Origin of the sequence: Marinobacter sp. UBA3607 (assembly GCF_002375525.1) — a bacterium.
Taxonomy (GTDB): Bacteria; Pseudomonadota; Gammaproteobacteria; order Pseudomonadales; family Oleiphilaceae; genus Marinobacter; species Marinobacter vinifirmus.
Genome location: NZ_DFLY01000032.1, coordinates 250,281 through 275,796, shown reverse-complemented (window position 1 = coordinate 275,796; position 25,516 = coordinate 250,281). Strand labels below are relative to the sequence as shown.

Annotated in this window: 23 protein-coding genes; 17 read left to right on the top strand and 6 right to left on the bottom strand. The window is 58.5% G+C overall.

Annotated features, from left to right (window positions below):
* Nucleotides 1-77: 77 nt before the first annotated feature.
* From B2589_RS12900 to B2589_RS12890, 3 genes are read left to right on the top strand one after another with little or no spacing between them, the layout of a single operon-like run.
* Complete coding sequence (locus tag B2589_RS12900; protein WP_286816846.1) at nt 78-566, top strand: NAD(P)H-dependent oxidoreductase subunit E; 489 nt, start codon at nt 78-80, stop codon at nt 564-566.
* Nucleotides 563-1,099, top strand: a complete 537-nt coding sequence (locus tag B2589_RS12895; protein WP_286816845.1) for a 4Fe-4S binding protein — start codon at nt 563-565, stop codon at nt 1,097-1,099. Before B2589_RS12900 ends, B2589_RS12895 begins: the two co-directional genes overlap by 4 nt.
* Entirely contained in the window at nt 1,045-2,478 is a 1,434-nt protein-coding gene (locus B2589_RS12890) for a molybdopterin oxidoreductase family protein (RefSeq protein ID WP_286816844.1), read from the top strand. The genes B2589_RS12895 and B2589_RS12890 overlap by 55 nt, the downstream gene beginning before the upstream one ends.
* Here B2589_RS12890 and B2589_RS12885 read toward each other — a convergent pair.
* A complete protein-coding gene (locus B2589_RS12885) occupies nt 2,420-4,348 on the bottom strand; it encodes a sensor domain-containing diguanylate cyclase (RefSeq protein WP_286816843.1) in 1,929 nt (642 codons plus the stop codon). The two genes, B2589_RS12890 and B2589_RS12885, sit on opposite strands and share 59 nt — an antisense overlap.
* A gap of 53 nt (nt 4,349-4,401) precedes the next feature.
* A complete protein-coding gene (locus tag B2589_RS12880) occupies nt 4,402-6,627 on the bottom strand; it encodes a putative bifunctional diguanylate cyclase/phosphodiesterase (RefSeq protein WP_286816842.1) in 2,226 nt (741 codons plus the stop codon).
* 247 nt (nt 6,628-6,874) lie between these two features.
* Here B2589_RS12880 and B2589_RS12875 point away from each other — a divergent pair, with 247 nt between their 5' ends.
* On the top strand, nt 6,875-7,729 hold the full coding sequence (locus B2589_RS12875; RefSeq protein WP_286816841.1) for a putative RNA methyltransferase: 855 nt from the start codon (nt 6,875-6,877) through the stop codon (nt 7,727-7,729).
* Here the strand turns inward: B2589_RS12875 and B2589_RS12870 are convergent.
* Both B2589_RS12870 and B2589_RS12865 read right to left on the bottom strand, forming a co-directional pair.
* A complete protein-coding gene (locus B2589_RS12870; RefSeq protein ID WP_286816840.1) occupies nt 7,711-8,457 on the bottom strand; it encodes a DUF3581 family protein in 747 nt (248 codons plus the stop codon). The two genes, B2589_RS12875 and B2589_RS12870, sit on opposite strands and share 19 nt — an antisense overlap.
* A 333-nt stretch (nt 8,458-8,790) precedes the next feature.
* A complete protein-coding gene (locus B2589_RS12865) occupies nt 8,791-8,997 on the bottom strand; it encodes a cold-shock protein (RefSeq protein WP_022988980.1) in 207 nt (68 codons plus the stop codon).
* A 325-nt stretch (nt 8,998-9,322) separates the two neighbouring features.
* On the opposite strand from B2589_RS12865, the gene B2589_RS12860 reads away from it, so the two are divergent.
* The 4 genes from B2589_RS12860 (at nt 9,323) to B2589_RS12845 (ending at nt 16,241) form a co-directional block, all read left to right on the top strand.
* Nucleotides 9,323-11,674 carry a sensor domain-containing phosphodiesterase gene (locus tag B2589_RS12860; protein WP_286816839.1) on the top strand — a complete coding sequence of 784 codons (2,352 nt, stop codon included), beginning with the start codon at nt 9,323-9,325 and terminating at the stop codon, nt 11,672-11,674.
* Nucleotides 11,675-11,762: 88 nt separating this feature from the next.
* Nucleotides 11,763-12,908 carry an efflux RND transporter periplasmic adaptor subunit gene (locus tag B2589_RS12855; protein WP_286816838.1) on the top strand — a complete coding sequence of 382 codons (1,146 nt, stop codon included), beginning with the start codon at nt 11,763-11,765 and terminating at the stop codon, nt 12,906-12,908.
* A complete protein-coding gene (locus B2589_RS12850; RefSeq protein ID WP_286816837.1) occupies nt 12,905-14,845 on the top strand; it encodes a MacB family efflux pump subunit in 1,941 nt (646 codons plus the stop codon). Before B2589_RS12855 ends, B2589_RS12850 begins: the two co-directional genes overlap by 4 nt.
* Nucleotides 14,846-14,849: 4 nt before the next feature.
* A complete protein-coding gene (locus tag B2589_RS12845) occupies nt 14,850-16,241 on the top strand; it encodes an efflux transporter outer membrane subunit (protein ID WP_286816836.1) in 1,392 nt (463 codons plus the stop codon).
* Here B2589_RS12845 and B2589_RS12840 read toward each other — a convergent pair.
* Nucleotides 16,231-16,836, bottom strand: a complete 606-nt coding sequence (locus B2589_RS12840; protein WP_414673959.1) for a transglutaminase-like cysteine peptidase — start codon at nt 16,834-16,836, stop codon at nt 16,231-16,233. The genes B2589_RS12845 and B2589_RS12840 overlap by 11 nt on opposite strands.
* A gap of 74 nt (nt 16,837-16,910) precedes the next feature.
* Nucleotides 16,911-17,564, bottom strand: a complete 654-nt coding sequence (locus B2589_RS12835) for a type II secretion system protein N (protein WP_286816834.1) — start codon at nt 17,562-17,564, stop codon at nt 16,911-16,913.
* Nucleotides 17,565-17,764: 200 nt separating this feature from the next.
* Here B2589_RS12835 and gspE point away from each other — a divergent pair, with 200 nt between their 5' ends.
* From gspE to B2589_RS12790, 9 genes are read left to right on the top strand one after another with little or no spacing between them, the layout of a single operon-like run.
* A complete protein-coding gene (gene gspE, locus B2589_RS12830) occupies nt 17,765-19,273 on the top strand; it encodes a type II secretion system ATPase GspE (RefSeq protein WP_022988987.1) in 1,509 nt (502 codons plus the stop codon).
* A 3-nt stretch (nt 19,274-19,276) separates the two neighbouring features.
* On the top strand, nt 19,277-20,488 hold the full coding sequence (gene gspF, locus B2589_RS12825) for a type II secretion system inner membrane protein GspF (protein WP_286816833.1): 1,212 nt from the start codon (nt 19,277-19,279) through the stop codon (nt 20,486-20,488).
* Between the two features lie 57 nt (nt 20,489-20,545).
* Nucleotides 20,546-20,998 (top strand): type II secretion system major pseudopilin GspG, encoded by a 453-nt coding sequence (gspG, locus tag B2589_RS12820; protein ID WP_286816832.1) that lies wholly within the window; start codon nt 20,546-20,548, stop codon nt 20,996-20,998.
* A gap of 6 nt (nt 20,999-21,004) precedes the next feature.
* The gene (gene gspH, locus B2589_RS12815; protein WP_286816831.1) at nt 21,005-21,535 is read left to right on the top strand and encodes a type II secretion system minor pseudopilin GspH; all 531 of its coding nucleotides are present in this window, start codon (nt 21,005-21,007) and stop codon (nt 21,533-21,535) included.
* Nucleotides 21,529-21,906, top strand: coding sequence for a type II secretion system minor pseudopilin GspI (gene gspI, locus B2589_RS12810; protein WP_058340963.1), 378 nt, complete (start codon nt 21,529-21,531; stop codon nt 21,904-21,906). The genes gspH and gspI overlap by 7 nt, the downstream gene beginning before the upstream one ends.
* Nucleotides 21,903-22,658, top strand: a complete 756-nt coding sequence (gene gspJ, locus B2589_RS12805) for a type II secretion system minor pseudopilin GspJ (RefSeq protein WP_286816830.1) — start codon at nt 21,903-21,905, stop codon at nt 22,656-22,658. The genes gspI and gspJ overlap by 4 nt, the downstream gene beginning before the upstream one ends.
* The gene (gspK, locus tag B2589_RS12800) at nt 22,658-23,647 is read left to right on the top strand and encodes a type II secretion system minor pseudopilin GspK (RefSeq protein WP_286816829.1); all 990 of its coding nucleotides are present in this window, start codon (nt 22,658-22,660) and stop codon (nt 23,645-23,647) included. Before gspJ ends, gspK begins: the two co-directional genes overlap by 1 nt.
* A gap of 2 nt (nt 23,648-23,649) precedes the next feature.
* Complete coding sequence (gene gspL / locus B2589_RS12795; protein WP_286816828.1) at nt 23,650-24,957, top strand: type II secretion system protein GspL; 1,308 nt, start codon at nt 23,650-23,652, stop codon at nt 24,955-24,957.
* Between the two features lie 4 nt (nt 24,958-24,961).
* Complete coding sequence (locus B2589_RS12790; RefSeq protein ID WP_286816827.1) at nt 24,962-25,495, top strand: type II secretion system protein M; 534 nt, start codon at nt 24,962-24,964, stop codon at nt 25,493-25,495.
* The last annotated feature ends 21 nt before the right edge of the window (nt 25,496-25,516 follow it).

The window sequence follows — 25,516 nt, the reverse complement described above, 5'->3', positions numbered from 1 at the left end:
TAAGCGTAATCTATTCAACGGCGAACACCGCAGATCCAAGAAGCCACTTTCTATACCCCGGGCCTGGTAAAGCAACAATGAGTTCAAACGAACTAAAGCTCAAACGCCGGCGCTCAGCCCTTCGTGGCCGTCAACTGGAACCGGCTGTAATGTCGGAGCTGCGGGGTCTGCTCGGTGACGAAGGTGTCGATCCGTCATTGCGACACCGCGATCGCCTGATCGAGCACCTTCATGCACTGCAGGACACCTACGGTTACCTGTCCATGCCCCGTCTCCGGGCCCTTGCGACTTTCATGAATCTGCCCATGGCCGCCATTTATGAAACGGCCACTTTCTATGCCCATTTTGATGTCATTCACGACGAACAAACACCACCGCCCGAGATAACTCTGCGGGTGTGTGACTCACTTTCCTGCCGCTCGGCAGGAGCGGAAGCGTTGCATCGAGCGCTATCTGATGGAGCTGATCCCGCCACGGTGACGGTACAGCGAGCGCCCTGCATGGGGCGCTGCGCCCGGCGTCGCTGGCCCACGCCCGGGGCCATGACACCACTCATTCTGCCATGAACGTCAATCTGGACGCCTGCATCACCTGTGGCTTATGCGAGCGTGCCTGCCGCGAAGTGCAGGGCAACGATGTCATAGGTCTGGCGCACCGTGGTGCTGCGTCCAAAGTGGTGTTTGATTTTGATGACTCCATGGGCGACAGCACCTGCGTTGCCTGCGGCGAATGTGTGCAGGCCTGTCCGACCGGGGCCCTGATGCCCGCCACCCTGATTGATGTCGAGGGCTGCGGAGACTCCGCCACCGCTGACCGAACCGTAGATTCCGTTTGCCCCTATTGCGGTGTGGGCTGCCAACTGACCTATCACGTGAAGGATGAACCTGCGCCTGCCGAAACAGAAACATGCGAGCATCGTGCCCGCATCCTTTTTGTTGAAGGCAAAGATGGGCCGTCAAACCAGGGCCGGCTCTGCGTTAAGGGGCGTTTCGGCTCATCATCGATCCCCGAGGGCAGGCCCTGGATGCCTATGCCTGGCGCAGCGTGCGTTTTTCACCCGGAGGCGATGTTGCACTGTTCAACGCCATGCTCCACGTGATCATCCACGAGGCACTCTTTGATCAGGCCTACATTGATGCCCACACCGAGGGCTTCGGGGCACTGGCGTCAAGTGTTGCCGATATGACACCGGAGGTGATGAGCCCGCTCTGCGGTGTTGAACCAGAGCTCATTCGCCAAGTGGCCCGCGCCTACGCGGGGGCCGACAGAGCGATGATCTTCTGGGGCATGGGCATTTCCCAGCACGTGCATGGCACTGATAACGCTCGCTGCCTGATCTCAATGGCCCTGGCCTGCGGGCATACGGGCCGGCCGGGCACGGGCCTGCACCCGTTGCGTGGCCAGAACAATGTGCAGGGTGCCTCCGATGCCGGGCTGATCCCCATGGTATTGCCCGACTACCAACCGGTAGGAGATGCCCAGCTACGGGCCGCTTTCGAAGAACTCTGGGGCACTGAACTTGACCCGGAGCCCGGGCTCACGGTGGTGGAGATTATGGATGCCATCACAACGGGCACGATAAAGGGAATGTACATCCTCGGCGAGAACCCCGCCATGTCAGACCCGGATCTGACTCACGCGAGGGCCGCGCTGGCTGCCCTCGAGCATCTGGTGGTACAGGATCTGTTCGTCACCGAGACCGCCCAGTTCGCCGACGTTATTCTGCCTGCGGCCGCCTGGTCGGAAAAATCAGGTACCGTCACCAACACCAACCGGCAGGTGCAAATGGGCCGTGCTGCGCTGTCGCCGCCAGGGGAGGCAAGACCTGACTGGTGGATTATTCAGGAAATGGCCCGGCGTTTCGGACTGGGTTGGGACTATCACGGCCCGGAGCAAGTGTTCGCTGAGATGAAGCAGGGCATGCATTCATTGGATCACATCTCCTGGTCCCGACTGGAACGCGAAGGTTCTGTGACCTATCCCTGCTCCGCCGATGATGCGCCAGGGCAGGACGTTGTCTTCTCGGATGCCTTCCCGCGGGCCGGGGGCCGGGGCAGATTTTCGCCGGCCTGGCCACTGCCGCCGGACGAGCCGGTGGATGAAGCCTATCCCATCGTGTTGACCACAGGGCGATTGCTTGAACACTGGCATACCGGCGCCATGACCCGTCGCAGCCGGGTACTGGATGAGCGGGAGCCCGAAGCGGCCGCTTTTCTGGCATCAGAGGAATTGGATCGCCTGGGCGTAACACCGGGTGATGCAATCAAGATTGCCACCCGGCGTGGCAGCATCACCCTGACGGCGCGGGCCGATCAGGCTATGCCCGAGGGCATGGTGTTTGTGCCCTTCGCGTTTGTTGAGGCAGCCGCCAACCTGCTCACCAACCCGGCCCTGGACCCGGATGGTAAGATTCCGGAGTTCAAGTATGCTGCATGTCGGCTGAGCGCCATTGCACCCGATTCCGGCCAGCCTCTTTAGCGGCATAAAGCGCTTTATCCGCGCGCTTGATGGCCGGCTTCAATGAGCTTTCATCCGAACGCACCAGAGTCACCCCCAAAGAAGTTGTGTAAGCCAAACTGCCATCCTCCGATGTATCAATGCCAACCTCTGCCGGGTTAGTCTCGACGGCTGCCCGAAGCCGCTCTGCCACCATCAAGGCATGCTCTTTACTGGTGTTGGGCAGTAGAACGGTGAATTCCTCACCGCCCATACGGCAAAGGATATCGCCATCACGTAATTCGGTCTGAGCCGTCTTTGCGAACTCCTGGAGTACCCGGTCACCCACATCGTGGCCATAGTCATCGTTGATTCGCTTGAACCGGTCCAGGTCTACGGCAATCAGGGTAAGAGGCTCGCCATTTCTGCGGGCCCGGGGTATTTCCAGTTCCGCCTGGGTTTCCAGGAATCGCCGGTTGCCCAGACCTGTCAGCGGGTCGGTCATGGCCTGCGTGGTCAGCAGGTCTTCCAGTTGTTTACGTTCGGTGAGATCGAACACCATGGCCCGGCTGTACTGGAAACCGTTGGCGTTTGTCTGGGCCGTGGCTTCGATGGCGACGGGGAGTTTCTCGCCGTTTTTGCACATCAGTTCAATCTCGGCGGAGCCTTCATGGCCGTCAGCCAGCACCGCCTTGAAGGCCTCGTCGAAAGCGTCCCGGGTTTCCGGGCTGACCAGGTCCCGGTAGTAGCGCTTTCCAACCAACTCGTCCCGGGAATAACCCAGCCACTGAAGTTCCTTGCGGTTGATCTTCTGTATGACGCCCTGTTCATCCAGGGAGTGGTAGCCACAGGGGGCGTTCTCGTAGAGGTCGGTCAGTTCACGGGCGTAGGATCTCGCGTTTTGAGACAGGTTCTGCGCCTTTTCTTTCAAAGAGCGCTGGTGGTGGTTGCTCAGCACCCAGAACACACTGAACCCGATGGCTAATCCGTAAGTCAGAACCACCAGGCTCGTTTTCCATGGACTTTCTGCTATCAGGAACGCCACGTCCGGGCGGGGTACGCTAATCGCGATGCGCCAGGGCTGGCTGCCCGGCACACTGAGAACCTGCATGGCCGCAGTACGGAAATGATGGATACGAAGGTCATGGGTCTGGAAAACCACAAGTTGGTCATCCAGTAGTAATTCACCCCGGTTACGGGGCTCCATTTCGCGCCAGATTCCGGGCGTATGGTCCTTCAGAGAGTCTCCAAAGGCGATTGGGCCATGGTTGCCGGGTAGCAGGGAATGCCCTTTTCTATCAACAAGAAGGGCAGACGCGTTTGTATGTGCGCCCATTGCATGGGGAAGGGTGCTCAGCAGGTAGTTCCAGTTCAGGGTTAGCAACAACACTCCCAGTTGCTCGCCTTCCGAGTCCACAATCGGCGTCGAAATATCAATAACGTATATCTCCTGTCCGCTCCGGGAGGGATCCGGGTAGGGCGCCGAGAGATAGAGGCTGCGAGAGTTCATTGTCATGGCTTCTCTAAAATACAGCTGATTCTGGTGCAGGATCTCAGCCTCCGGAGTGTCTTCGGTAGACAGGCGTTCCTGCCCTTCGGTATCCATCACCACCAGTCGGGTGTAGCGCCCGAAGTGAGTCAGCAGGGTACTGAGCATGCCGCGTATCTGATCTTCGTTCTGGTCAGACCAAACATCCTGATAAGGGTTCTGTGTCTGCCGTATCCGATCGAGGTGCTGCCGGACACTGGGGAACTCTGCAATCGCAAGGGCATGGTTGAGGCTTTCATTCATGCCTTGAAGCAATGCATCGTATTCGGCTTCAAGCAGTGTCTTAGCCGTGAGGCGCGAGCTCTCAAACCGGGTTGTGGTGTTCGACCAGGTAATCGGGATGAGCACAAGGGTGACCAGCACAATGGCTAGAACACTTGCTATTACAAGGCGGTGGGTGAGGGACCTAGGTATCCTCATTCGTTGGAGTTGGCCGGCAAAATTTCAGGTAGTAAGTATAATTCGGCAAGGGGCATTGGTCGGGCAAACAGGTAACCCTGCAGAATGTCACAGTGCCGTCGGGCCAGGTCTTCTTGCTGCTCCCGCGTTTCGATGCCTTCAGCCACAACCATCATATCCATGTGGTGAGCCATAGTTATCACCCCTTGAACAATCGCAGCAATGCGTCGGTCTGTAGCCGTATTCTGTACGAAGCTTCGATCCAGTTTCACTTTGTGTGTCGGCAGGTCCCGCAAATAGCTCAGGCTGGAAAACCCGGTTCCGAAGTCATCCAAAGCCACGCGGATGCCCCGGTCTTTAAGAGCTTCCATCAACTTGATGACGTGCTCGACACCGTCGATCAATACACTTTCAGTGACTTCCAGTTCCAGTAACTGGGGCGAAAGGCCGGTCTCTTCCAGAATCCGGAAGACGTCGTCCAGAAATCCATCGCGAATAAACTGCAACGATGAAATGTTGACGGCCACACGCAGGCTGCGCTCCCGCCGCCCATTGAACTCGGCCATTTCCTGACAGGCTTGCCGAAGAACCCAGAGCCCTAGCGGTACAATCTGCCCGGTCTGCTCTGCCAGCGGGATAAATTCGGCAGGCGACACCATGCCCCGGACTGGATGGTGCCAGCGCACCAGGGCTTCGACACTTCGCATGCGGCCGGTCACTGCATCTACTAAGGGTTGGTAATACAGCTCGAACTGGTTTTCTTTCAAAGCTGTGTGTAGTTCATGTCGCAGGGTGACGCTGTGTCGGGAATGTTCGGCTTTATCAGCGCCATACCATTGCCAGGTATTGCGGCCCTGTCGCTTGGCCCGGTCCAGTGCCAGGTCGGCAAACTGCAGCAGTTGGTGGGGCTGTACGGCCTTATCACTGTTGCTTGCAATGCCGATACTGGCACTGATGTGAATCATTTGCTGATCCACTTCAATAGGTTCACCAAGCGATTGCAAAACCCTCTCTGCCAGTTGAATGATAGCGTTGCGGCCAGGGCAGTCAGGAAGAACAATACCAAATTCGTCCCCAACCAATCGGGCAATCGTGGCCCGTTCGGGCATCACGGCCTTAAGGCGTTGGGCTACAGCCTGCAAAATCCGGTTGCCGATCCGGTGTCCCAGCCCCTCATTGATTGGTTTGAATCCATCCAGGTCCAGATAGAACATAGCGAGCATGTCTGTCCCGGATGTATGCCCGAGAAGTTCTTCAAGGGTTTCAGTAAAAGCCGCCTGATTGGGCAGGCCGGTCAGGAGGTCGTGGGTGGCCTGGAACCGTATCTTGGCTTCCTGCTCTTTTTGCTGCGAGATGTCCTGCTGGATGCCTATAAAATGTGTGCATTCTCCAGTCGTATCCAGGACAGGCCGGATGATCAGGTGGTTCCAGAATGGAGTTCCATCTTTCCGATAGTTGAGCAGGGTGACATCAACATCCGTCTTCTGCTCCAGGCCGAGACGAACAGCCTTGATGGCCTTCGGATCCGTGTCTGAGCCTCGAAGAAAACGGCAGTTCTGGCCTAAAACCTCTTCTCGGGGGTAACCGGTGATCTCACAGAACGCTGGATTCACGTAAACCACGGGATGATCTGGTTGTTGGGCATCCGCCATCAAAATCCCGTGGGGACTGGCTTCAATGCCTCGCTGCAACTGGTGCAGTTCTGCTTCTTGTGCTTTGCGAGCCGTGAGATCCCGGTGCCGGAGAATAGTCAGCGCTGCCAGTGCTGCACCACGGCTCAGGTTCCTTTGTGCACCGTTAGTGGGGGAGACCGCCGAGCGATAGTAGGATGCAAAGGTGCCCAACAGCGCGCCGTCGGCAGTCAGAATGGGCACGGACCAGCAGGCGCGGAGCCCTTCAGCTTCTGCAAGATGGTGGTACCCATCCCATTTCGGATCATTCTGGATATTATCCGTAACCACGGGATCCCGTAAATAAGCCGCCGAACCACAGGTTCCCTGATCTGGCCCAATTGGGATGTTCTGCATTTGATCCACGTAGTCCGGAGAGAACTGATTACTCGGCACCATGCTCAGGGTTTGCGTGTCGGGGTCACACCGCATAATAGAAACCAGGGCGCCGGGCATCATCAGCGAGACCCAGTCTGTGATCGCTGCAAGTGTTTCCTCAAGCGGGTGCTGCTGAGCGATCAATTCATGGATGTTTTGCTGCATTTCCAGCAGAGAAAAATCGTGAGACTGCATACCGAGGGTTACTCTGGGAACTAGAAAGGGCAGTGTCGCCACCACAAGCTCGGGGTGTGATGTGACTCACATTCTGTAGACGATCATGGTTTTCATCAATAGGTGTCGTGTGTCGTTCTTGTGAAAACTTGCAAAAGGGTTATATCGATTTGTAATCAGGATAGAGAGGCAGGTTCCAACAAGGCAATCCAGGCCTCTAACTGTTAGTATTGGCGCCACCGGAACCGCATCATCAGAGTGTAACCCCATGACAACCAAAGCCTTCGAAGCCCTGGCCTGCCCGTTAGACGGCGAGCCGCTATATCGAGAATCTTCTTCCTGGCGTTGCGCCAATGGCCATAACTTTGATGTGGCACGGCAGGGGTATGTGCATTTGTTACCGGTACAGAAGAAGCGCTCGAAAGACCCCGGTGACAGCAAGGAGATGGTTGCGGCCCGCCAGCGTTTTCTTGGGGCCGGTTATTACCAGCCGATAGCCGAGGCGGTTTCAGCAGCGGTTTTGAAGGATGTATCGGAAGGCAGTCACCTTGATTGCCTGGATGCTGGCTGCGGTGAAGGTTATTACCTGCGCCAGCTGGCGTCTCCAGCGGGTGGCCGGGTGTCACTGGCGGTGCTTGGGCTGGATATTTCCAAGTGGGCGGTTCTGGCTGCGGCCAGGAAGGATCGCGCGCCGAGCTGGGTGGTTGGCAGCAATGCCAATCTGCCGGTGCAGCCTGCGTCCCTGGACCGGGTGCTTTGCACGTTCGGCTTTCCGGTGTATTCCGAGTTTGCGCGGGTGCTGAAACCGGGCGGCAAGCTGATTCAGGTGGATGCCGGGCAGGATCATTTGCGGGAGCTGCGGGAGATAATTTATCCGCAGGTGCGTGCAGAGTCGAAAAAGGTGGATGAGGTGCCGGAAGGTTTCCGTCGAGTGGAAACGCAGGATTTGCGCTTCACCCTTCATCTGGAAGGTGCGGAGCCGATTGCTGACCTGCTGGCCATGACTCCCCACCTGTACCGCGCCAGTGCCGAGGGCAGGGCGCGGGCGGCACAACTGGACAGCATCTCCCTGACGGTCGATGTGTGCCTGCAAACCTTCGAGCGTTACGCCCCGGCAGGCTGATTGGCGCCGTCCATTCCCACACGGGTGCCACGGGCTTTCAGCCGGTAAAACTCTTCAACAATGCCGGCCATGGCTTCCGGGCAGTATTCCCGCAGGCCGCCCAGCATCAGGCGCTTGGATACTTCGCCGGCGGTTTTGCCGGATGATATCAGCTGATAGTCCAGGGTTACGTTGCCCCGTTTGCCCGCCACTTCCAGGTCGGCCTTGCTTAATTCCAGGTCCGGTTGCTGGAGTTCCAGCTGGTTCAGGGCCAGGCTCATGCTTTCGTACATCACCATCGGGCGATCCGGGTTAAACATCACCCCGTGGGATTCCATCAACGGCTTGAGGGTGTGAGGAAAGTTTTTGCCGGAAGCCGCCACGTAGCAGCGGGTAAATTCCTCGGTGACCCGTTCATCGCGGGTAATGTCGCCGCTGCGGGTTACCTCCAGGTACACCTTGCCACCCTCATCGACCACTTCGATGGTGCCGCCGTTGTCGCTCTCGCGGAATTCCAGTGGAACCTCGGCGCCCAGGAGGTTGCGAAACCGGAAGGTCATGTTTTCAGACAGCCCGAAGCGGGACACCACAAGCGCGAACAGGAGGTCTCCGGGCACACAGAAACGCCGGGCATCCGGATCGTGGATGGGGTTGAAGTCGCCGGCCACTTCCTTGGCAAAGAAACTGGCCTGGGGTGCGGTAATAACGATGCGTCCGTCCTGGACGGAAAAGAACTGTTCTGAAAACATGCTTTGCCTTTTCTGATTTGCAGCAGCCGGGGGAATCTGGCCGATAGTACAATCCGCGGCCATTCTATGCCTCGCATGGCCAGACCGGTAGCCCGACCATGGTACTACGCAGGAACCGAGGGCACGAACCCCGGGAATCGGCGTCAGGCAATGTGCTCCATCAGTGTTTCCAATTCATGGAACAGTTGGTCGCTCAGTACATCCAGTGCGTTCATCAGGGTAGGGACCTGGTCGCCTTTTGTCGTTGCCGTCATGCACCGGCACGCAGCACCAGGGCAATAACGCAAAAAAGGCAGCCGAAGCTGCCTTTTTCATATCGTATTGGGCTGTTATTTACAGACCAACTACGTTTTCCGCCTGAGGACCTTTCTGGCCCTGAGATACGGTAAATTCAACCTGCTGGCCTTCTGCCAGAGTCTTGAAGCCGCCGCCCTGAATGGAGCTGTAGTGAACAAAAACGTCCGGGCCGCCTTCACGAGTGATAAAACCAAAACCTTTAGCTTCGTTGAAGAACTTAACAGTACCGGTAACAGTAGACATATTTAACTATCCTGAATTCAATCATTTTATGTGCTGTCCAACATCGTTGTGAGGCGGGATCAGCGGTGTGCGGAAACAAAAAACTGGCGTGATCAAAAACAGGACGAGAACTACTTGCTACAACAGCGGTACGTCTTATTGATGAATGCTTTGCTAAATCTTTCCAACGACCGCCACTTTACTCTTGCCAGCCCGGAATGCAAAGCTATTTTTTATAAGCAATAGCACTCATTAGAAAAAGTAACGGTTTCGGGAATTGTACTCATCGCCATTGCAAGGAACACAGTACAATACTGTAAGCCTTTATAACCGGAGCCCAACGCTGATGCCGATGGACCCAATCGAAGAACGCCGCCTTGCCGCCCTGACCAGGCTGGGCATCCTGGATACGCCACCCGAGGAGCGGTTTGACCGCCTGGTGCGTATTGCCCGGAAGGTATACAACGTAAAGATTGCCCTGTTCTCGATCGTGGACGAGGAACGCCAGTGGTTTAAGGCGAAAGACGGGCTGGATGTCCGTGAAACCCATCGCTCCTTCGCGTTTTGTGACCATGCCATCAGGCAGGAAAAGCCCTTTATTGTTGAAGATGCCAGCAAAGATCCTCGTTTTCGAAACAATCCACTGGTAACCGGCGGGCCGCAAATCCGTTTCTATGCCGGTATTCCGGTCAGGGAGCCCGGGGGCTACAAGCTTGGCACTGTCTGCATTATTGACGACAAACCCAGGGACATCCGGGAAGTTGACCTGGATGTGCTTCGAACACTGGCCAGCCTGATTGAAGACGAACTGGAACGGGCCTATGCGGCAGTTAGTGGTGACGACGAGGTGCGTTTTACCCACATTACCCGGGCTATCCAGCGGGCGCAGAATGCCTTCCTGACCAATGACAGCGACCGGGCTGCCTTTGAATTGATGCTGTCGGATTTGCTGGCCATCACCGGCAGCCAGTTCGGCTTTATTGGTGAGGTGTTGCGAAAGGAAGACGACACGCCCTACCTGAAGGTTGAAGCCATCACCAATATTGCCTGGAGCCCGGAAACCCAGGGGCTATTCCAGCAGGTGGAGCGCAGGGGCATGTTGTTTGAGCGGCTCGACAACCTGTTGGGTGCGCCCATGGTGTCCGGTGCCGTGGTGGTGGCTCACGATTACAGCAGCGATCCCCGCAAAGGCGGCCTGCCTCCGGGGCACCCCCCGATCCGTTGCTACATTGGCATGCCGGTGTATTCCAAGAGTGAGATGATTGGCCTGGTGGGCCTGGCCAACCGCGATGCCGGTTATACCGAAGAAATGTCTGACCGGCTTGCACCCTTGTTGCAGACCGTGGGCACCTTGCTGGAGCGCAAGCGCCTGTACCGCGAGCGCCAGGAACATCAGACCAGCCTTGAGAAAGCCGCCAACTACGACGCACTGACCGGGCTGCCGAACCGCCGCAGGCTGACAGAGCTGTTTACCCAGGAACTGTACGAGGCGGACCAGCGTAAAGGCACGGTGTCGGTTTGTTTCCTGGACCTGGACGGGTTCAAGGAAATCAACGACGAGCACGGTCACTCCGTGGGCGATGCCGTGCTGCGGGCGGTAGCCGAACGCCTGAAAACCATTGTTCGCAGCCACGATGTGATTGCCCGGCTCGGTGGCGACGAGTTTGTGGCCATTTTGCGGGATGTGAATGACAGCCGCGTCTATTCCCGGATTCTGGAAGCCATCCGCCAGCCGGTGAATTACCGCCATTACGTGCTGCAGTTGTCCTGCAGTATGGGCATTACCGTATACCCGGATGACGATGTGGAACCGGACATGCTGCTCCGGCACGCAGACCAGGCTATGTATGCTGCCAAGGAGGCCGGTAAGAATGCCTTCAAGATGTTTGACCTTGAGTCACACTTTACCCGCAAGGAGCGGGTGAGGGTGCTCGAACAGATCGGGCCAGCGCTGGCCCGGGACGAGCTGGAGCTCTATTTCCAGCCCAAGGTGGACTTCAACCGCTGCACGGTTGAGGGATTCGAGGCATTGATCCGCTGGAACCATCCGGACGACGGCCTGCTGTTGCCATGTCGCTTTCTGGACCACATCGAGTACACAGAGTATGCCAGCCAGGTTGGTCGGTTTGTACTCGGAGAGGCCATCAAGCGGTTGTTGTATTTTGATGAGCAGGGTTTGCCGTATTCAATCAGCGTAAACCTGAGCCCGTCCTATTTTCTGGGGCAAGCCTTCCTGCCTGACCTGAAAGCGGGGCTGGGGCAATTGCCGGACGGCATCCGGCACCGGCTCATACTGGAAGTGCTGGAAACCACGGCGCTGGATGATACCCGCAAAGTGATCGATATCCTGAAAGTCTGCCAGGCCATGGGCGTTGAGGTTTCCATGGATGATTTCGGCACCGGGTATTCGTCGCTCGATTATTTCCGCCGGTTGCCGGTGCAGGAAATCAAGATCGACCGCACGTTCGTTGGCGATATGGTGAGCGACCGGGAAGATGAAATGGTGGTTAAAGCCATTCTGGGCCTGTCGAAAAGCTTTGGCCGCCGGGTGATCGCTGAAGGGGTGGAAACCCGCGAAGTTCACGAACGGCTGGTGCGGCTCGGCTGCGATCTCGGGCAGGGCTATTTCTATGCCGAGCCTATGCCTTTTGACAACGCGTTGGAATGGGCCCGGAATTTCAGCTTGCCGGCAATGTAAAGGTTTGGCAAAAGCCTGACTTCGCTCTTTTTTTCGATGCGCGGCTTCTCTATGGTTGCCTCTGGTTGTTCATCCACGGAGAAGGTCAATGGCGTCTGGTTCCCCTAAGCGCGGAGTCAAAGGGTTTGCAGTATTGCTGGTGGTTGCCGCTGCCGGGTTTGCTGCCTGGTGGTTTACCGGCGATGCCCGTAAAGCCCCCGAGCCCCTGAATACGGTTGAAGTCACCCGCGGTGACATCCAGCTGCTGGTCAGCGCCACCGGGGTGCTGGAGCCCAGTAACTATGTGGATGTGGGTGCACAGGTCTCGGGCCAGCTGGAAACCATCCATGTTCGTGTCGGCCAGAACGTCAAGGAAGGGGACTTGCTGGCGGAGATTGACCCTACGGTCTACACCGCCAAGGTAGACGCCACCCGGGCTCAGCTGAAAAATCAACAGGCGCAGATTGCCGACCGCAAGGCCCAGTTACGGCTTGCCGAAATCCAGTTCCGGCGCCAGCAGAACCTCTACCGGGAGGAAGCAACTACCCGGGAATCCCTGCAAACCGCCGAGGCAACCCTGGCCTCTGCAAAGGCCCAGCTGGCAATGCTGGAAGCCCAGATTGAACAGACCTCCTCAACCCTGCGTGCCGAAGAAGCCAATCTTGGCTACGCCCGAATCTATGCCCCCATGGACGGCACCGTGGTATCCATCGAAGCCCGCCAGGGCCAGACCCTGAACGCCAGCCAGACCGCGCCTGTACTCATGCGCATCGCCAACCTGGCCACCATGCGGGTGCGGGCCCAGGTTTCGGAAGCGGATATTGGCAAACTGGAACCGGGCATGCGGGTGTACTTCACCACCCTGGGGGGTCCGGATTCCAGGTTATACGGCGAACTCGACTACATCGAACCGACACCGGAAGTGACCAATAACGTGGTGCTTTACAACGCCCTGTTTGAGGCAGAGAACCCGCAGGGCAAGTTATTACCCAACATGACTGCCCAGGTGTTCTTTATCCAGAAAGAGGCCCTGAATGTATTGCGGGTGCCTGCCAGTGCGGTGCAGGGCAGCACGGTGCAGGTTCTTGATGCTGCCGGCAATCCGCAAGCACAGACAGTCACCACCGGCATCTCTAACCGGGTGCAGACTGAAATTCTGAGCGGGCTGGAAGAGGGTCAGGAAGTGGTCCTGGTATCCCGCGACCCCCGCAGCGGTGCCAGCGGTAACCCGTCTTTCCGGGGCATGCTGAGATGACCGGCAATACCCCGCTGATTGAACTGAAAGGCATCACCCGCTCGTTCGGGCAAGGGGATCTGGCGGTGCCTGTGCTGAAGGGGATCAACCTGAAGATCTATCCGGGCGAATTCGTGGCCATCATGGGCCCGTCCGGTTCCGGCAAGTCGACCCTGATGAACATTCTCGGATGCCTGGACCAACCCAGTTCCGGTGAATACTGGTTTGGCGGCCGGGATGTTTCGGCCCTCAGCCGGGATGAACTGGCGTTGCTGCGACGGGAAGCCTTCGGCTTCGTGTTCCAGAGTTACAACCTGTTGCCGGGTATGACGGCCCGGGAAAACGTGGAAATTCCGGCAATCTATGCGGGCATGGCTCCCGCAAGGCGCCACCAGCGGGCGGATGAGTTGCTGACCGGGTTGGGGCTGGGCGAACGGCTGACCCACCGGCCGTCTGAGTTGTCCGGGGGCCAGCAACAGCGGGTATCCATCGCCCGGGCCCTGATGAACGGCGGCCAGATTATCTTTGCCGATGAGCCCACCGGCGCCCTGGACAGCATAAGCAGCCAGGAAGTGATCCGGTTGCTGACCGACCTGTCTGCCCAGGGCCACACGGTTATCCTGATTACCCACGATCAGGATGTGGCCGATGTGGCCCGGCGCCAGATCCACATTGCCGACGGCGAGGTGGTGCGGGATACCGGGGCGGAAACCAGCGTTCAAACCGAGCCGGTGAAATCGGCTGATATCCGCAACGGCGCGGTACTGAGCGATTGGCAGGAAGCCCTGAAAAGCGCCCTGCGTTCGCTCCGCAGCAACCTGTTCCGCACCGCGCTTACCTTGCTCGGTATCGTGATCGGCGTGGCCTCGGTGATTACCATGCTGGCGATTGGTGAAGGCGCCAAGAAAGATGTGGTCGATCGAATCAGCACCATGGGCAGTGACTTGCTGCTGGTGCGCCCCGGCGGGCCAGACCAGCGGGGAGGGCGTTGGTCGGTGACCACCCTGGTAGCTGATGACTATCGGGCAATCAATGAGATAGAAGGTGTTCTTGCGGCAATACCTGAACTTACCGGTGGCCAGACCTTGCGCTACTCAAACCGGGACCACCAGGCCGAAATTAATGCCACCTCGTTCCAGTTCCCGGTGGCGCGGCAATGGCCCGTAGCCGAAGGAACCTTCTTCAGCGCGCAGGATGAAGCCAACTACGCTGCTGTAGCTGTGCTCGGAAAATCCACTGCAGAGGTGTTGTTTCCCGGTGAAAGTCCGCTGGGCAAGCACCTGATGGTGAACAATGTCTTGTTCCAGGTGATTGGGGTTATGGAGGAGAAAGGGGCCTCCCCCATGGGCCAGGACCAGGACGAAGTGGTGTTTGTGCCCTATACCACCGGCAGCTTGCGGATCTTCGGGCAAACCCATCTGCGGAATATTACCGTGGCGGTTGCGGACATCGACCGTATGGCGGAGATCGAGGCCATCATCCACGACACCCTGTTGGCCCGCCATGGCGGTGTTGAAGACTTCACCATCCGCAACATGGCGTCGCTGATTGACACCATTTCCGAAACCCAGAACACGCTGACCTGGCTGTTAGGCTCCATTGCCGCCATCTCGTTGCTGGTGGGCGGCATTGGCGTGATGAACATCATGCTGGTGAGCGTGACCGAGCGCACCCGGGAAATCGGTATCCGCATGGCCACCGGTGCCCGGGCCTGGAATATCCTGCAACAGTTCCTGACTGAAGCCTGGCTGGTGTCGGCCATCGGCGGGCTGATTGGGGTGGGGCTGGGCATTGCCGCTACCCAGCTGATCGGCTCATTCGGTACGCCGGTGCATATGACGGTTCTGCCCATGGTGCTGGCTTTCAGCTGCGCCTTCGCCACCGGCCTTATTTTCGGTTTTCTGCCGGCCCGAAAGGCGGCGCGGCTTGACCCTGTCCATGCGCTGGCTTCGGAGTAATGCCATGATCCCTCGCACAATCCCGTTGTTGTCTTTGATATTGCTGGCCGGCTGTGCGGGTTTCCAGCCGCAGCCTGTTGAGGTGCCAATAACTCCGCCGGACCAGTGGCATCAGGAGTCCGGTAACGGAGCAGCGGTCGATGCCAGCTGGTGGCAGGCATTCGGTGATGAACGGCTGAACCGGTTGATTGCCCGTGCCTTTGACAACAATCCGGACCTGGCCGCAACAGCCCAGGCGGTTATCCAGGCGGACCTTCAGCTGCGCAATGCCGGGGCAGCACTGTTGCCAACGGTTGGCGCATCCGGCAGCGCCGGTAAGCAGGCCAGCCAGGCATCGGGGCAGGACCGGGTAACTGGCGGTTCAACCAGCCTGGGGGTTTCCGTCGATTATGAGCTGGACCTTTGGGGCCGTTTGTCCGCAGCGGAATCTGCTGCCCTGGCGGATTTCGAAGCTACCCGCTACGACTACGATGCTGCCAGGATGACCCTCTCCGCGTCTGTGGCCAGCACCTGGTTCGAATGGCAGGAGTTACAGCAGCGAGTTGAGGTAGCCCGAAAGAACCTGGAACTGGGCGAGCAGACCCTGAAGCTGGTTGAAGCCCGCTACCGAAACGGTGTGGCGGACCGTTCTGAGCTGTCACGCCAGCAGACCGCAGTGCTGAACCTGAGAAATGCAGTGCCGCCACTGGAATACCAGGCCCGGCAGCGGCTGGCAGCGCTTCGTTTGCTGACCGGCGACTACCCGTTTACCGAGGCTGAGCCCCGGGCCTCACTGCTGACTGTTTCGGTGCCCGCTATCGATCCGAAAACCCCTGCCAGCATTATTACCCGTCGCCCGGACCTTGCCGCCGGGGAGGCGCGTTTAGCCGCCGCCAGCGCCGACGTCGAACAGGCGAGGGCGGCGCTGCTGCCATCGGTGTCTTTAAGTGGCGCGGTGCGCCTGTCCACCGACAGCTTTTTCAGCCTGTCGGACCCGCTGAGAACGGCAAGCGCTGTGCTCGGGTTGAGCCAGACCCTGTTTGATGGCGGCCAGCGCCGAAATACCGTGGAGATTTCCGAATCCCGCCGGGTTGCCTTGCTGGAAACCTACCGGGCCAGTTTATTGACGGCTTTCCAGGAAGTGGGCGATGCCCTGGATCGGGAGGCACTGTACAAAGGGCAGGAAACACGGCTCCAAAGCATTCTGGAGCAGGCGGAAGAAACGTTGCGGTTAACGGAAATCCGCTACCGGGAAGGGGCGGATGACTTGCTCACCCTGCTCGAGAGCCAGCGCAGCGTATTCGACGCCCGCCAGCAACTGAGCCAGGTTCGGCTGAACCGGCTGATCGCCGCAGTGGATCTTTACAAGGCCCTGGGGGGCGGCTGGGAGCCGGATGAATCAGTCCCTACGGGTTAAGCTGTTCTTCCAGCCGTTCATTCAGCTTGCGCCAGTGTTCAAGTTTTTCCGCATCACCGATACGCTTGCGCACCCCGGACTGCTGGTTCAGCCATAACCCCTCGCCGTTAAAACTGTAAACCGGTTCCAGGTCAGTGCGCTGCGATGCAGGTTTAATGTGATTTATCAGGTTGTCGAGAATCAGAGGCTCGGCATCCGGCGTCTTGTACCAGGCCAGCACCATGTGGGCCTGGTTTAGTTCCAGGGCTTTGACATAGACAATGCGCAGCTGTTCATCGGGCACCCCCATGGCACGCAGGGTCAGGTACTTGGCGATGGAGAAATCCTCGCAGTCGCCGCCGTTGGTGGTCAGCAGTTCCACCGGGGTTGCCCAGTAGTCTTCCTCGCCCCAGTGGCTTTGGTCACTGACAAATTCGGCCCGGTTGAAAAAGGAGTTGACCAGGTGCAGTTTGCGATCGATGGGTGCGTTAATAGCCAGCCCTTGCAGCCGCTGCCAGTTTTGCAGGCGTTGCTGTGCTTCCAGGCCGAATTCCTGCAGCACGTACTCCATCAAACGGTCACTCAGGTTGATGCCGCTTGCCAGGGAAATGCCCATAAGCACCGGCAAAAGCAGCGGAATCAGGAGGTTGCGGCGAGTACTGCGAATAATTGCCGCTGCCATAACCGGCCTCAGTTGTTGTTCTGCAGGCGTTGTCGTAATTGCTCCAGCCGCTGGCGGATTTCCTCACGGCGCTGCTGGTCACTGGCGGAGCTGCTGTTATTGGCTGCGGGGCGGCGAGCTGCCTGGCGAACCGGCTGGGTCTGCATGGCGGCTTCCGGTTCGCTGGCGCTGGCAACCTCAAAGCGGGTGCGGTCTTCGTTTTCCGGGAAGTAGAGGTTCTCCAGCTTACCGGCCCGTTCGATAACAACCCGGTTGGCGAATACGGTACGGAGCTTGGCGTTGCCGGGTAGCTCGTCACCCACCAGGTAAGCTTCGGTGTCGTTTTTGTCGTCTTCAATCAGGGCGCTGCCCGGGAAATCGCCGTCGGCTGCCAGTACGCCGCGCAGGGAAAGCCTCAGGTTGGTTTCCGGCAGGTTTTCCGTATCGGTAACCGCCGGGCCGTCGCCACTGGTGCCGGTTCCGAACAATGACAGCTTGGCCAGTTCAACATCTGGCACTTCGGGGCCAGTGCTTTCCGGGCCATTTGCAGCCGTGGCTACGGGTGCAGCCTGGCTGGTTTCAGACTGCCAGAACCGGTAGCCTTGCCAGCCGGTAAGGGCAATCATGGCCAGTGCTGCTGCCAGCGCAAGTAACAGTGGAATCCTTCGGTCAATGGCAAACATCGGCGTTCCTGATTGCGATAAAAGTCGAAAATACGAAAAAGCCCACAGGTTATCAGACTGCAATGAATTAGTGGCAGTATAGTGTACAGAGTTGTTCAGTGGTTCCCATTCCTGTGGTACCTTTTCGGGCATTGCTGCCAGCGCCAGGAACCTGGCCTATAACAACAATCGTGACCTGACGGATTCAAACGAGGAAGAGCTTGACCACCGAGACCGAAATTCAGCCGCAGGATGCTCCGCTGGGCCGACTTCCCTTCACCTTTGCCAAGCGCAACGGGGTGATCCTTACCCGCAACGACGATGGCGAGGCGGTCATTCTGGTAAAACCGGGGGCTTCCCACACTGCGCTGGCCGAGGCCAACCGGATCAGTGGTGGCCGGGCCCGCTTTACCACCATTGAAGCCGACCGCTTTGACCAGGCGCTGAACGCTGCCTATCAGAACGATTCCGCCGAAGCCATGCAGATGGTCGAAGGCATCGGCGATGATATGGACCTGGCCTCGCTGGCCGATTCCGTGCCGGAAACCGAAGACCTGCTGGAGCAGGAAGACGACGCGCCGATTATCCGGCTGATCAACGCCATCCTCACCGAAGCGGTGAAAACCAATGCCTCGGACGTGCACATCGAAACCTACGAAAAGCAGTTGGTTGTGCGGTTCCGTATCGATGGCGTGTTACGGGAAGTGGTGCAGCCCAAGCGGGCCCTGGCACCGTTGCTGGTGTCTCGTATCAAGGTAATGGCGAAGCTGGATATTGCCGAAAAGCGGGTGCCCCAGGATGGCCGTATTGCCCTTCGGGTAGCGGGCCGGGAAGTGGATATCCGGGTATCTACCATGCCGTCGTCCAGTGGCGAGCGGGTTGTGCTGCGTCTGCTCGACAAGCAGGCAGGCACCATTCGCCTGGAATCCCTCGGCATGGCAGGGCAGGATCTCAAGGTTCTGCGCAAGCTGATTCACCGGCCTTACGGCATCATGCTGGTCACCGGCCCGACGGGTTCCGGTAAATCCACTACGCTGTACGCCTCGCTGCAGGAAATTAACGACCGCACCCGCAATATTCTGACCGTTGAAGACCCCATCGAATACAATTTGCCGGGCATTGGCCAGACCCAGGTAAACCCCAAGGTTGATATGACCTTTGCCCGTGGCCTGCGTGCCATTCTCCGGCAGGATCCGGATGTGGTGATGATTGGTGAAATCCGGGATCTGGAAACCGCCGAGATCGCCGTGCAGGCGAGTTTGACCGGCCACCTGGTGCTGTCCACCCTGCACACCAACACCGCTGTAGGCGCCATTACCCGTTTGATGGACATGGGCATCGAGCCGTTCCTGATTTCCTCCAGCCTGGTGGGCATTGTCGCCCAGCGGCTGGTGCGGGTGCTGTGTACCCACTGCCGGGAGCCCTATATCCCGACCGAAGAGCATTGCCAGTTCCTGCAGCAGGACCCGGCCAATCCGCCGACGATTTTCCGCGCCAAGGGTTGCGAGCATTGCAACCAACTGGGCTACCGAGGGCGTATAGGCATCTATGAAGTGGTGGAAATAACGGAAGAGATCAGCAGCCTGATCCATAAACGGGCAGGGGAGCTCGACCTGGAGCGGGAAGCACGGCTGCACAGCCCCAGCATTCATTCTGACGGCGTTCAGAAAATCCTGAATGGCGTAACCACCGTGGAAGAAGTTCTGCGCGTAACCCACCGGAGCCAGTAATCCATGCCAGCGTACGAATACAAGGCACTGGACCCTCGGGGCAAGCAGAAGCAAGGGGTATTGGAAGCGGACGCGCCCCGGGCGGTACGCCAGCAACTTCGCGAAAAAGGCTTTACGCCACTGGCGGTAACGCCGGCGGTGGAAAAGCAGGCCCGCAACAACCCGCTGAGCAGTCGTGGTTCCCTGAGCGCGGCAGACCTTGCCCTGGTAACCCGGCAGCTGGCAACGCTGATCCAGTCGGGTATCCCCATCGAACAGGCCTTGAGTGCTGCCGCCCAGCAGTCCAACAAGCCCCGCATTCGCAGTATGCTCATCGCCATCCGGGCCAAGGTCATGGAAGGCTACACACTGGCGGACAGTTTCGGGGAGTTCCCAAAAGCCTTTCCCCGTTTGTACCGTTCAACAGTAGCTGCCGGTGAACACGCCGGGCACCTGGACCTGGTTCTGAACCGGCTTGCGGACTACACCGAAAGCCGCCAGGAAGCGCGACAGAAAATCCAGCTCGCAGCCATCTACCCGATCATTCTGAGCGTGGTGGCCATTGCCATTGTGGTGTTTCTGCTCACCTACGTGGTGCCGGACATCATCGAAGTGTTCCTGAAACAAGGCCAGGACCTGCCGGGGTTGACCGTAGCAATGCTGTCGGTTTCGGAATTTCTGGGCGCTTACGGTGTCTATCTTCTGATACTGCTGGTAATTGGCATTATCGGCTTCCGGGTGGCGCTCACCAAGCCGGCATTCCGGATGAAGTTCCACAAACAGCTGCTGCACTTGCCGCTGTTTGCCGGCATGGTCCGGGGCGTCAATACGGCGCGCTATGCCAGCACACTCAGTATTCTGACAACCAGTGGCGTACCCCTGGTCGAGGCCATGAAAATCGCCGGCGAGGTGTTATCCAATGATTACCTGCGCCAGGAACTGAGGGAAGCAGCGCGAAAGGTCAGTGAAGGTGGCTCGTTGCACCGCTCGCTGGACCAGACCGGTTACTTCCCACCCATGATGCTGCACATGATTGCCAGTGGCGAGGCCAGTGGCGAGCTTGACAGCATGCTGGAACGCACCGCGCGGATGCAGGAAAACACCCTGCAATCGAAGATTGCGGCGATTGTCGGGTTGTTCGAGCCACTGATGCTGCTGGTGATGGGTGTGGTGGTGCTGATTATCGTGCTGGCAATCATGCTGCCGATTCTGAATATGAGCAATCTGGTGGGCTGACAGGTACACCGCAAAGACGTAACACACGGAAAATACAGGTCTGACATGAGTGAAACTATGAGAAACATCCAGAACGCCAACATTACACACAGCCGGGGCTTTACCCTGATCGAAATCATGGTGGTTATGGTTATTCTGGGCCTGCTGGTGGCCATTGTGGCTCCGAACATCATGGGCCGGAGCGACCAGGCCAAGGTAACGGTGGCCGAAACCCAGTTGAGTAACATTGCCAACGCACTCGACCTGTACCGGCTCGATAACAGCCATTATCCGTCAACCCAGCAAGGCCTGGAGGCTCTGGTAAGCAAGCCCAGTGGCAGCCCGGAACCGAAAAACTGGAATGCTGACGGTTACCTGAAGAGCGTGCCGGAAGACCCGTGGGGTAACCCGTACCAGTATGTAAGCCCGGGCACCGAAGGCCCCTATGACTTGTACTCCTATGGCTCTGATGGCAACGAAGGCGGCGAAGGCGATGCTGCCGATATCAGCGTCTGGAACACCGGGAAGTAAGCGATTGTGCGCACCAGGGCGAACCAAGCCGGCTTTACGCTGATCGAAATACTGGTTGTCCTGATTATTGTCGGGCTGCTGGCGGCCCTTGCCGTGTTCAATATGGCCGGCAGTTCCCAGCAGCGCGAACTGGAAAACCAGGTCAGGGATCTTTACCTGTTGATGCAGACTGCCTCGGAGCAGGCGGTTTTGAACAACCTGGAGCTGGGGTTGTTGTTTGAGGAAGACGGCTATCGCTTTGTCGCCTTCCAGGACGATTCCGGAGAATGGAAGCCGCCCGCCGAGCGCATGTATCGCAAACGAACCCTGCCGGACTGGCTGACGGTTACCCAATACGTCGAGAACGACGCCCCGCGCCTGACCAGTGCCGAAGATGAACTCCGGCCCGACGTGGTGTTCTTCTCCAGTGGCGAAACCACGCCGTTCGAAATCGAATTTACCATGGGCCGTGAGACCGACAGCATGCACGTGCTTGCCTCAGACGGCATTTCGCCTATGGAATGGCGACAGCCGGGTGCCGGGGAAGACGAATGGTAAACCGGAATCGTGGCTTTACCTTGCTGGAAGTTCTTGTGGCACTGCTGGTGTTCGGCCTGATTGCCACGGCGGCAGCGGAGGTGGGCAGCAATTATATTTCCAGTTTCGAGCGGGTGCGGGACAAAACCCTGGCCGGCTGGCTGGCTGAAAACCGCGTGAATGAACTGCGCCTGCAGGAACAGCTACCGGATATCTCGGATAACTCTGAAGATACCGACTACGGCAACTACCGCTGGCGGGTAACTACCGTGGTGCTGGGTACCGCCGAGCCGACTATGCGCCGGGTGGAAGTGACCGTGGCCAAGTACCCGGATGGCCAGAGCGAGCCGTTTTCGGTGCACACACTCTCTGCCTTTCTGGGGGAGAAATGACGCCGCTTAAACAACCGGTTCTGCCGCACCAGCAGGGCTTCACCCTGATGGAAGTGCTGATTGCCGTCACCATTACGGCGGTCATCGGCCTGGGCGTGTGGCAGGTGGTGAACGGCGTAGTCAATTCCCGGGACCGGGTAAACGAGCTTGCCGAGCAGTTCGATGGCTTGCAGAAGGCCATGTTGCTGCTGGAACGGGATATCACCCAGGTTGTTAACCGGCCGGTACGGGATGTGTACGGCGACTTTTCACCCGCGCTGACCACCCGGGACGATGCCTTTGCCCTGATGATTACCCGGCAGGGCTGGCGCAATCCCCTGGGGCTGCGGCGCAGTGGTCTGCAGCGGTCGGCCTGGGAGTTTACCGGTAGCGAACTGCGCCGGCGTTACTGGCCGGTGGTGGATGAAGGCCAGGAGGATTCCAGCCGGGACCTGCTGCTGCTTGAGAACGTGACCGAATTCGAGATCCGTTTTATCGATGCCGATGGTAACCGCCATGAACAATGGCCCGATGACGAAGCCCTGGCGGGTTTGTCTCCGGGTGCCCGGCCCGATATCGCCTTGCCCCGGGGTATGGAAGTTACCCTGGAGCACGAGCGCTTTGGTGAACTGGTGAGAACTTTTACCCTGCCGGATTTTGACCCCCGGCAAGCCCAGGGCGTGATCAACCAGCAACTTGAAGCCGCAGAGTCCGACACGGATGAAGAAGAAGCGGAAGAACAGGCCGCTACCCAAGACGGAGGGGGTAGCTGATGCTTTTCCGGAACCAGAAAGGCGTGGCGCTGATCATGGTGCTGCTGGCCATGGCCCTGGTGGTCATGCTGGCCTCCGGTATGACCCGTCAGCAGAGCCTTCGGATCTTCAAGGCCGGCCACTACCTGGCCCAGCAGCAAGGTTACAACATTGCCCTCGGCGCCGAGGAATTCGCCCGCCGGATCCTGGTGAGGGATTTCGAGGAAGACCGGGAAAACAGCCTGATGGTCGACAGCCCCGACGAGTTCTGGGCCATGAACGCTGCCATACTGCCGCTCGATGAAAACGGTGTGGCTGAAGTTCAGATTGACGACCTGGGTGGGCGGATAAACCTGAACGACCTGGTGACCACCAACGGGCAGGTGGATACACTCACCAAAGACCGCCTGACCCGGCTATTCGTAGCCCTGGGGATTACCGGGCTGAACGTGGATGCGCTGATTGACTGGATCGATTCGGACGACCAGACCGTGAGCGCGTACGGTGCCGAAGATGGCCAGTACCTGATGGCCGATCAACCGTTCCGAACCGCGAACCAGCCCTTTGTCTCTATCACCGAATTGCGGCTGATCGAGGGCATGACCGAAGAAATTTATGTGGCATTAAGGCCCCATGTGACAGCGGTTCCGGTCAGTGGAATTGGTATCAATGTAAACTCGGCTACGGTGCCGGTGCTGATGTCGCTGCACAATGAGCTGAACGAGGCCCAGGCGCAGTCTATCGTGGCCCAGCGCGAAGAGGAGCGTTTCGAGGATCTCCAGGATTTTCTCGCACTGTCCGAGTTTTCCGGCCTCGGCCTGAAGCCCGCCGGCCTTGCGCTGCAAACGCGGTTTTTTGAAGTTGTATCACGGATTACCTACGATAATCGTGTCGTTAATATGGTCAGTACGGTGTTTCGCAATCCCGAGGGTGAAGTCCGGACAGTTCACAGGGATACCGGACAGAAAAACCGGATCACAAAAGAACCCTTTACGTTCTCAGAAGGATAACCATGTCTTACCGCCTGTATGCACGGCCGTTGCCGCCGTTTGCGGATCCGGAGCAGAATCCGGACGCCCAGCTGTTTGACTGGGTTCTGCAGGATGCCAGTGGTGATACCCAGGCCCATGGTGAGGCCAGCACCCGCGAACACATCGAGCAGACCCTGGCGCAGAACGCGCTGGAAAAAGTCATTCTCATCGGGCTGATTCCCGGTGATGAGACCACCTTCTGTGTGGCAGATATTCCCGCCAGGCAGAGCCGTTTTATCCAGCAGGCCTTGCCGTTTGCGGTAGAAGAACAGGTGGCGCAGGACATCGAAACGGTGCACCTGGCCCTTGGCCGCCACACGCCGGACGGCTACCAGGTAGCGGCTATCGACAACCTGCAAATGGCGCGCTGGCAGCAACTGTTCAGCGGTTGGCAACACGTCCGCCTCGATGCCATCTATCCGGATGCGGCACTGCTGCCAGCCACCGACGGAGGCTGGAGCCTGTGCCTGGATGGCGAGTCTGTGATGCTGCTGAGCCAGCGTGGCGAATGGCTGCGCATGCAAGCCGACAACCTGCCACTGTTTGCCATGACCATGGCGACGCCGTCGGAAGACGAGGTAGTGGCGGAAATCCCGGTACAGGTGTTTGGCACTGAAGCCGACCTGGACAGCTGGCAGGGCGCAATCAGTGAATTTTCCGGCAGCAGTGGCCGGTTGCAGGTACAAACCAAGCCATTGGAATTCTCGGTGCTGGAACTGCTGGCCTGGGCTCACCATCAACACCTGTCCCAGCCGGTCAACCTTTGCCAGGGAGCGTTTTCTGTAAAAACCTCCGGTGCCAGCCCGCTCAAGCCCTGGAAGCCGCTGATTGCGGTTGCCGCCGTCTGGTTTGTGGTTCAGGTCGCACTCGAGGTGGGTATGGGCTTCTATCACCAGCAAAAGGCTGAGGAACTGCAGGGTCAGGCCATGGCGGTCTACCGGGAAGCCTTTCCTGGCGACCGTCGAACCCATGCCGGCAATGTGCGCCGGGTGATCGAAGGCCAGCTGCGGGTTGCGGGGTCGGGTAGCCAGGATGTTGATTTCATCACGCTGATGAAATTTACCGGTGACCAGTACAGCCGTGTACCGAATGCCAGCGCCATCACCTTTAACTCCATCAACTACAGCCGAACCCGTGGCGAGTTGGTGGTGGATGTGCGGGCCGACAACTACGACCGCCTGAGCCGTTTACGTAACGGCCTGGCCAATCAGGGGTTGCAGGCCCAGATTGGCTCGGTGGTGAATGAAGCAACAGGCGCCCGTGGCCGGCTGACTGTTTCCGGAGGTTAAGAGCATGTGGGCAAGAATCAAGGATCAGCCGGCGGTCGGTAAACTGATTGCAAAGTACGACCAGCTGCCTTCCCGGGACCGCCAGGCACTGGTCGTGCTAGTGGTGGCTTTGCTGCTGGCCGTACTGTATTTCGCAGTTTGGGCTCCGGCGTCTGCGTTCAACGAAAAAGCCCAGGCCAGCCGTGAGAATGCCGGCGAATTGTTGGCCTGGATGCAGGCGAATGAAGCCACAATCAAACGGCTGGGCTCCAGCGGGGCACCGGCGAGTGGCTCGGCTAACGCAGACAAGCCTGAAAGCGGCCGTGAGCTGATGGCCCTGGTTACTCGGTCTGCCGGTGAAGCGGGGCTGGCGCTTCAGCGCTTTGAGCCCAGCGGCGATAGTGCAATCCGCGTGTGGCTGGAAGGCGTACCGTTTGCCGAAGTCGCTGCCTGGCTCGAGACAATGAACGGAAATCATGGCGTGATTATTGACCAGGCTTCCATGGATCGTGGTAATGAACCGGGAACGGTGTCCGTACGACTGACTCTTGCGATATGATTGGCTGGATAACTGATAGTA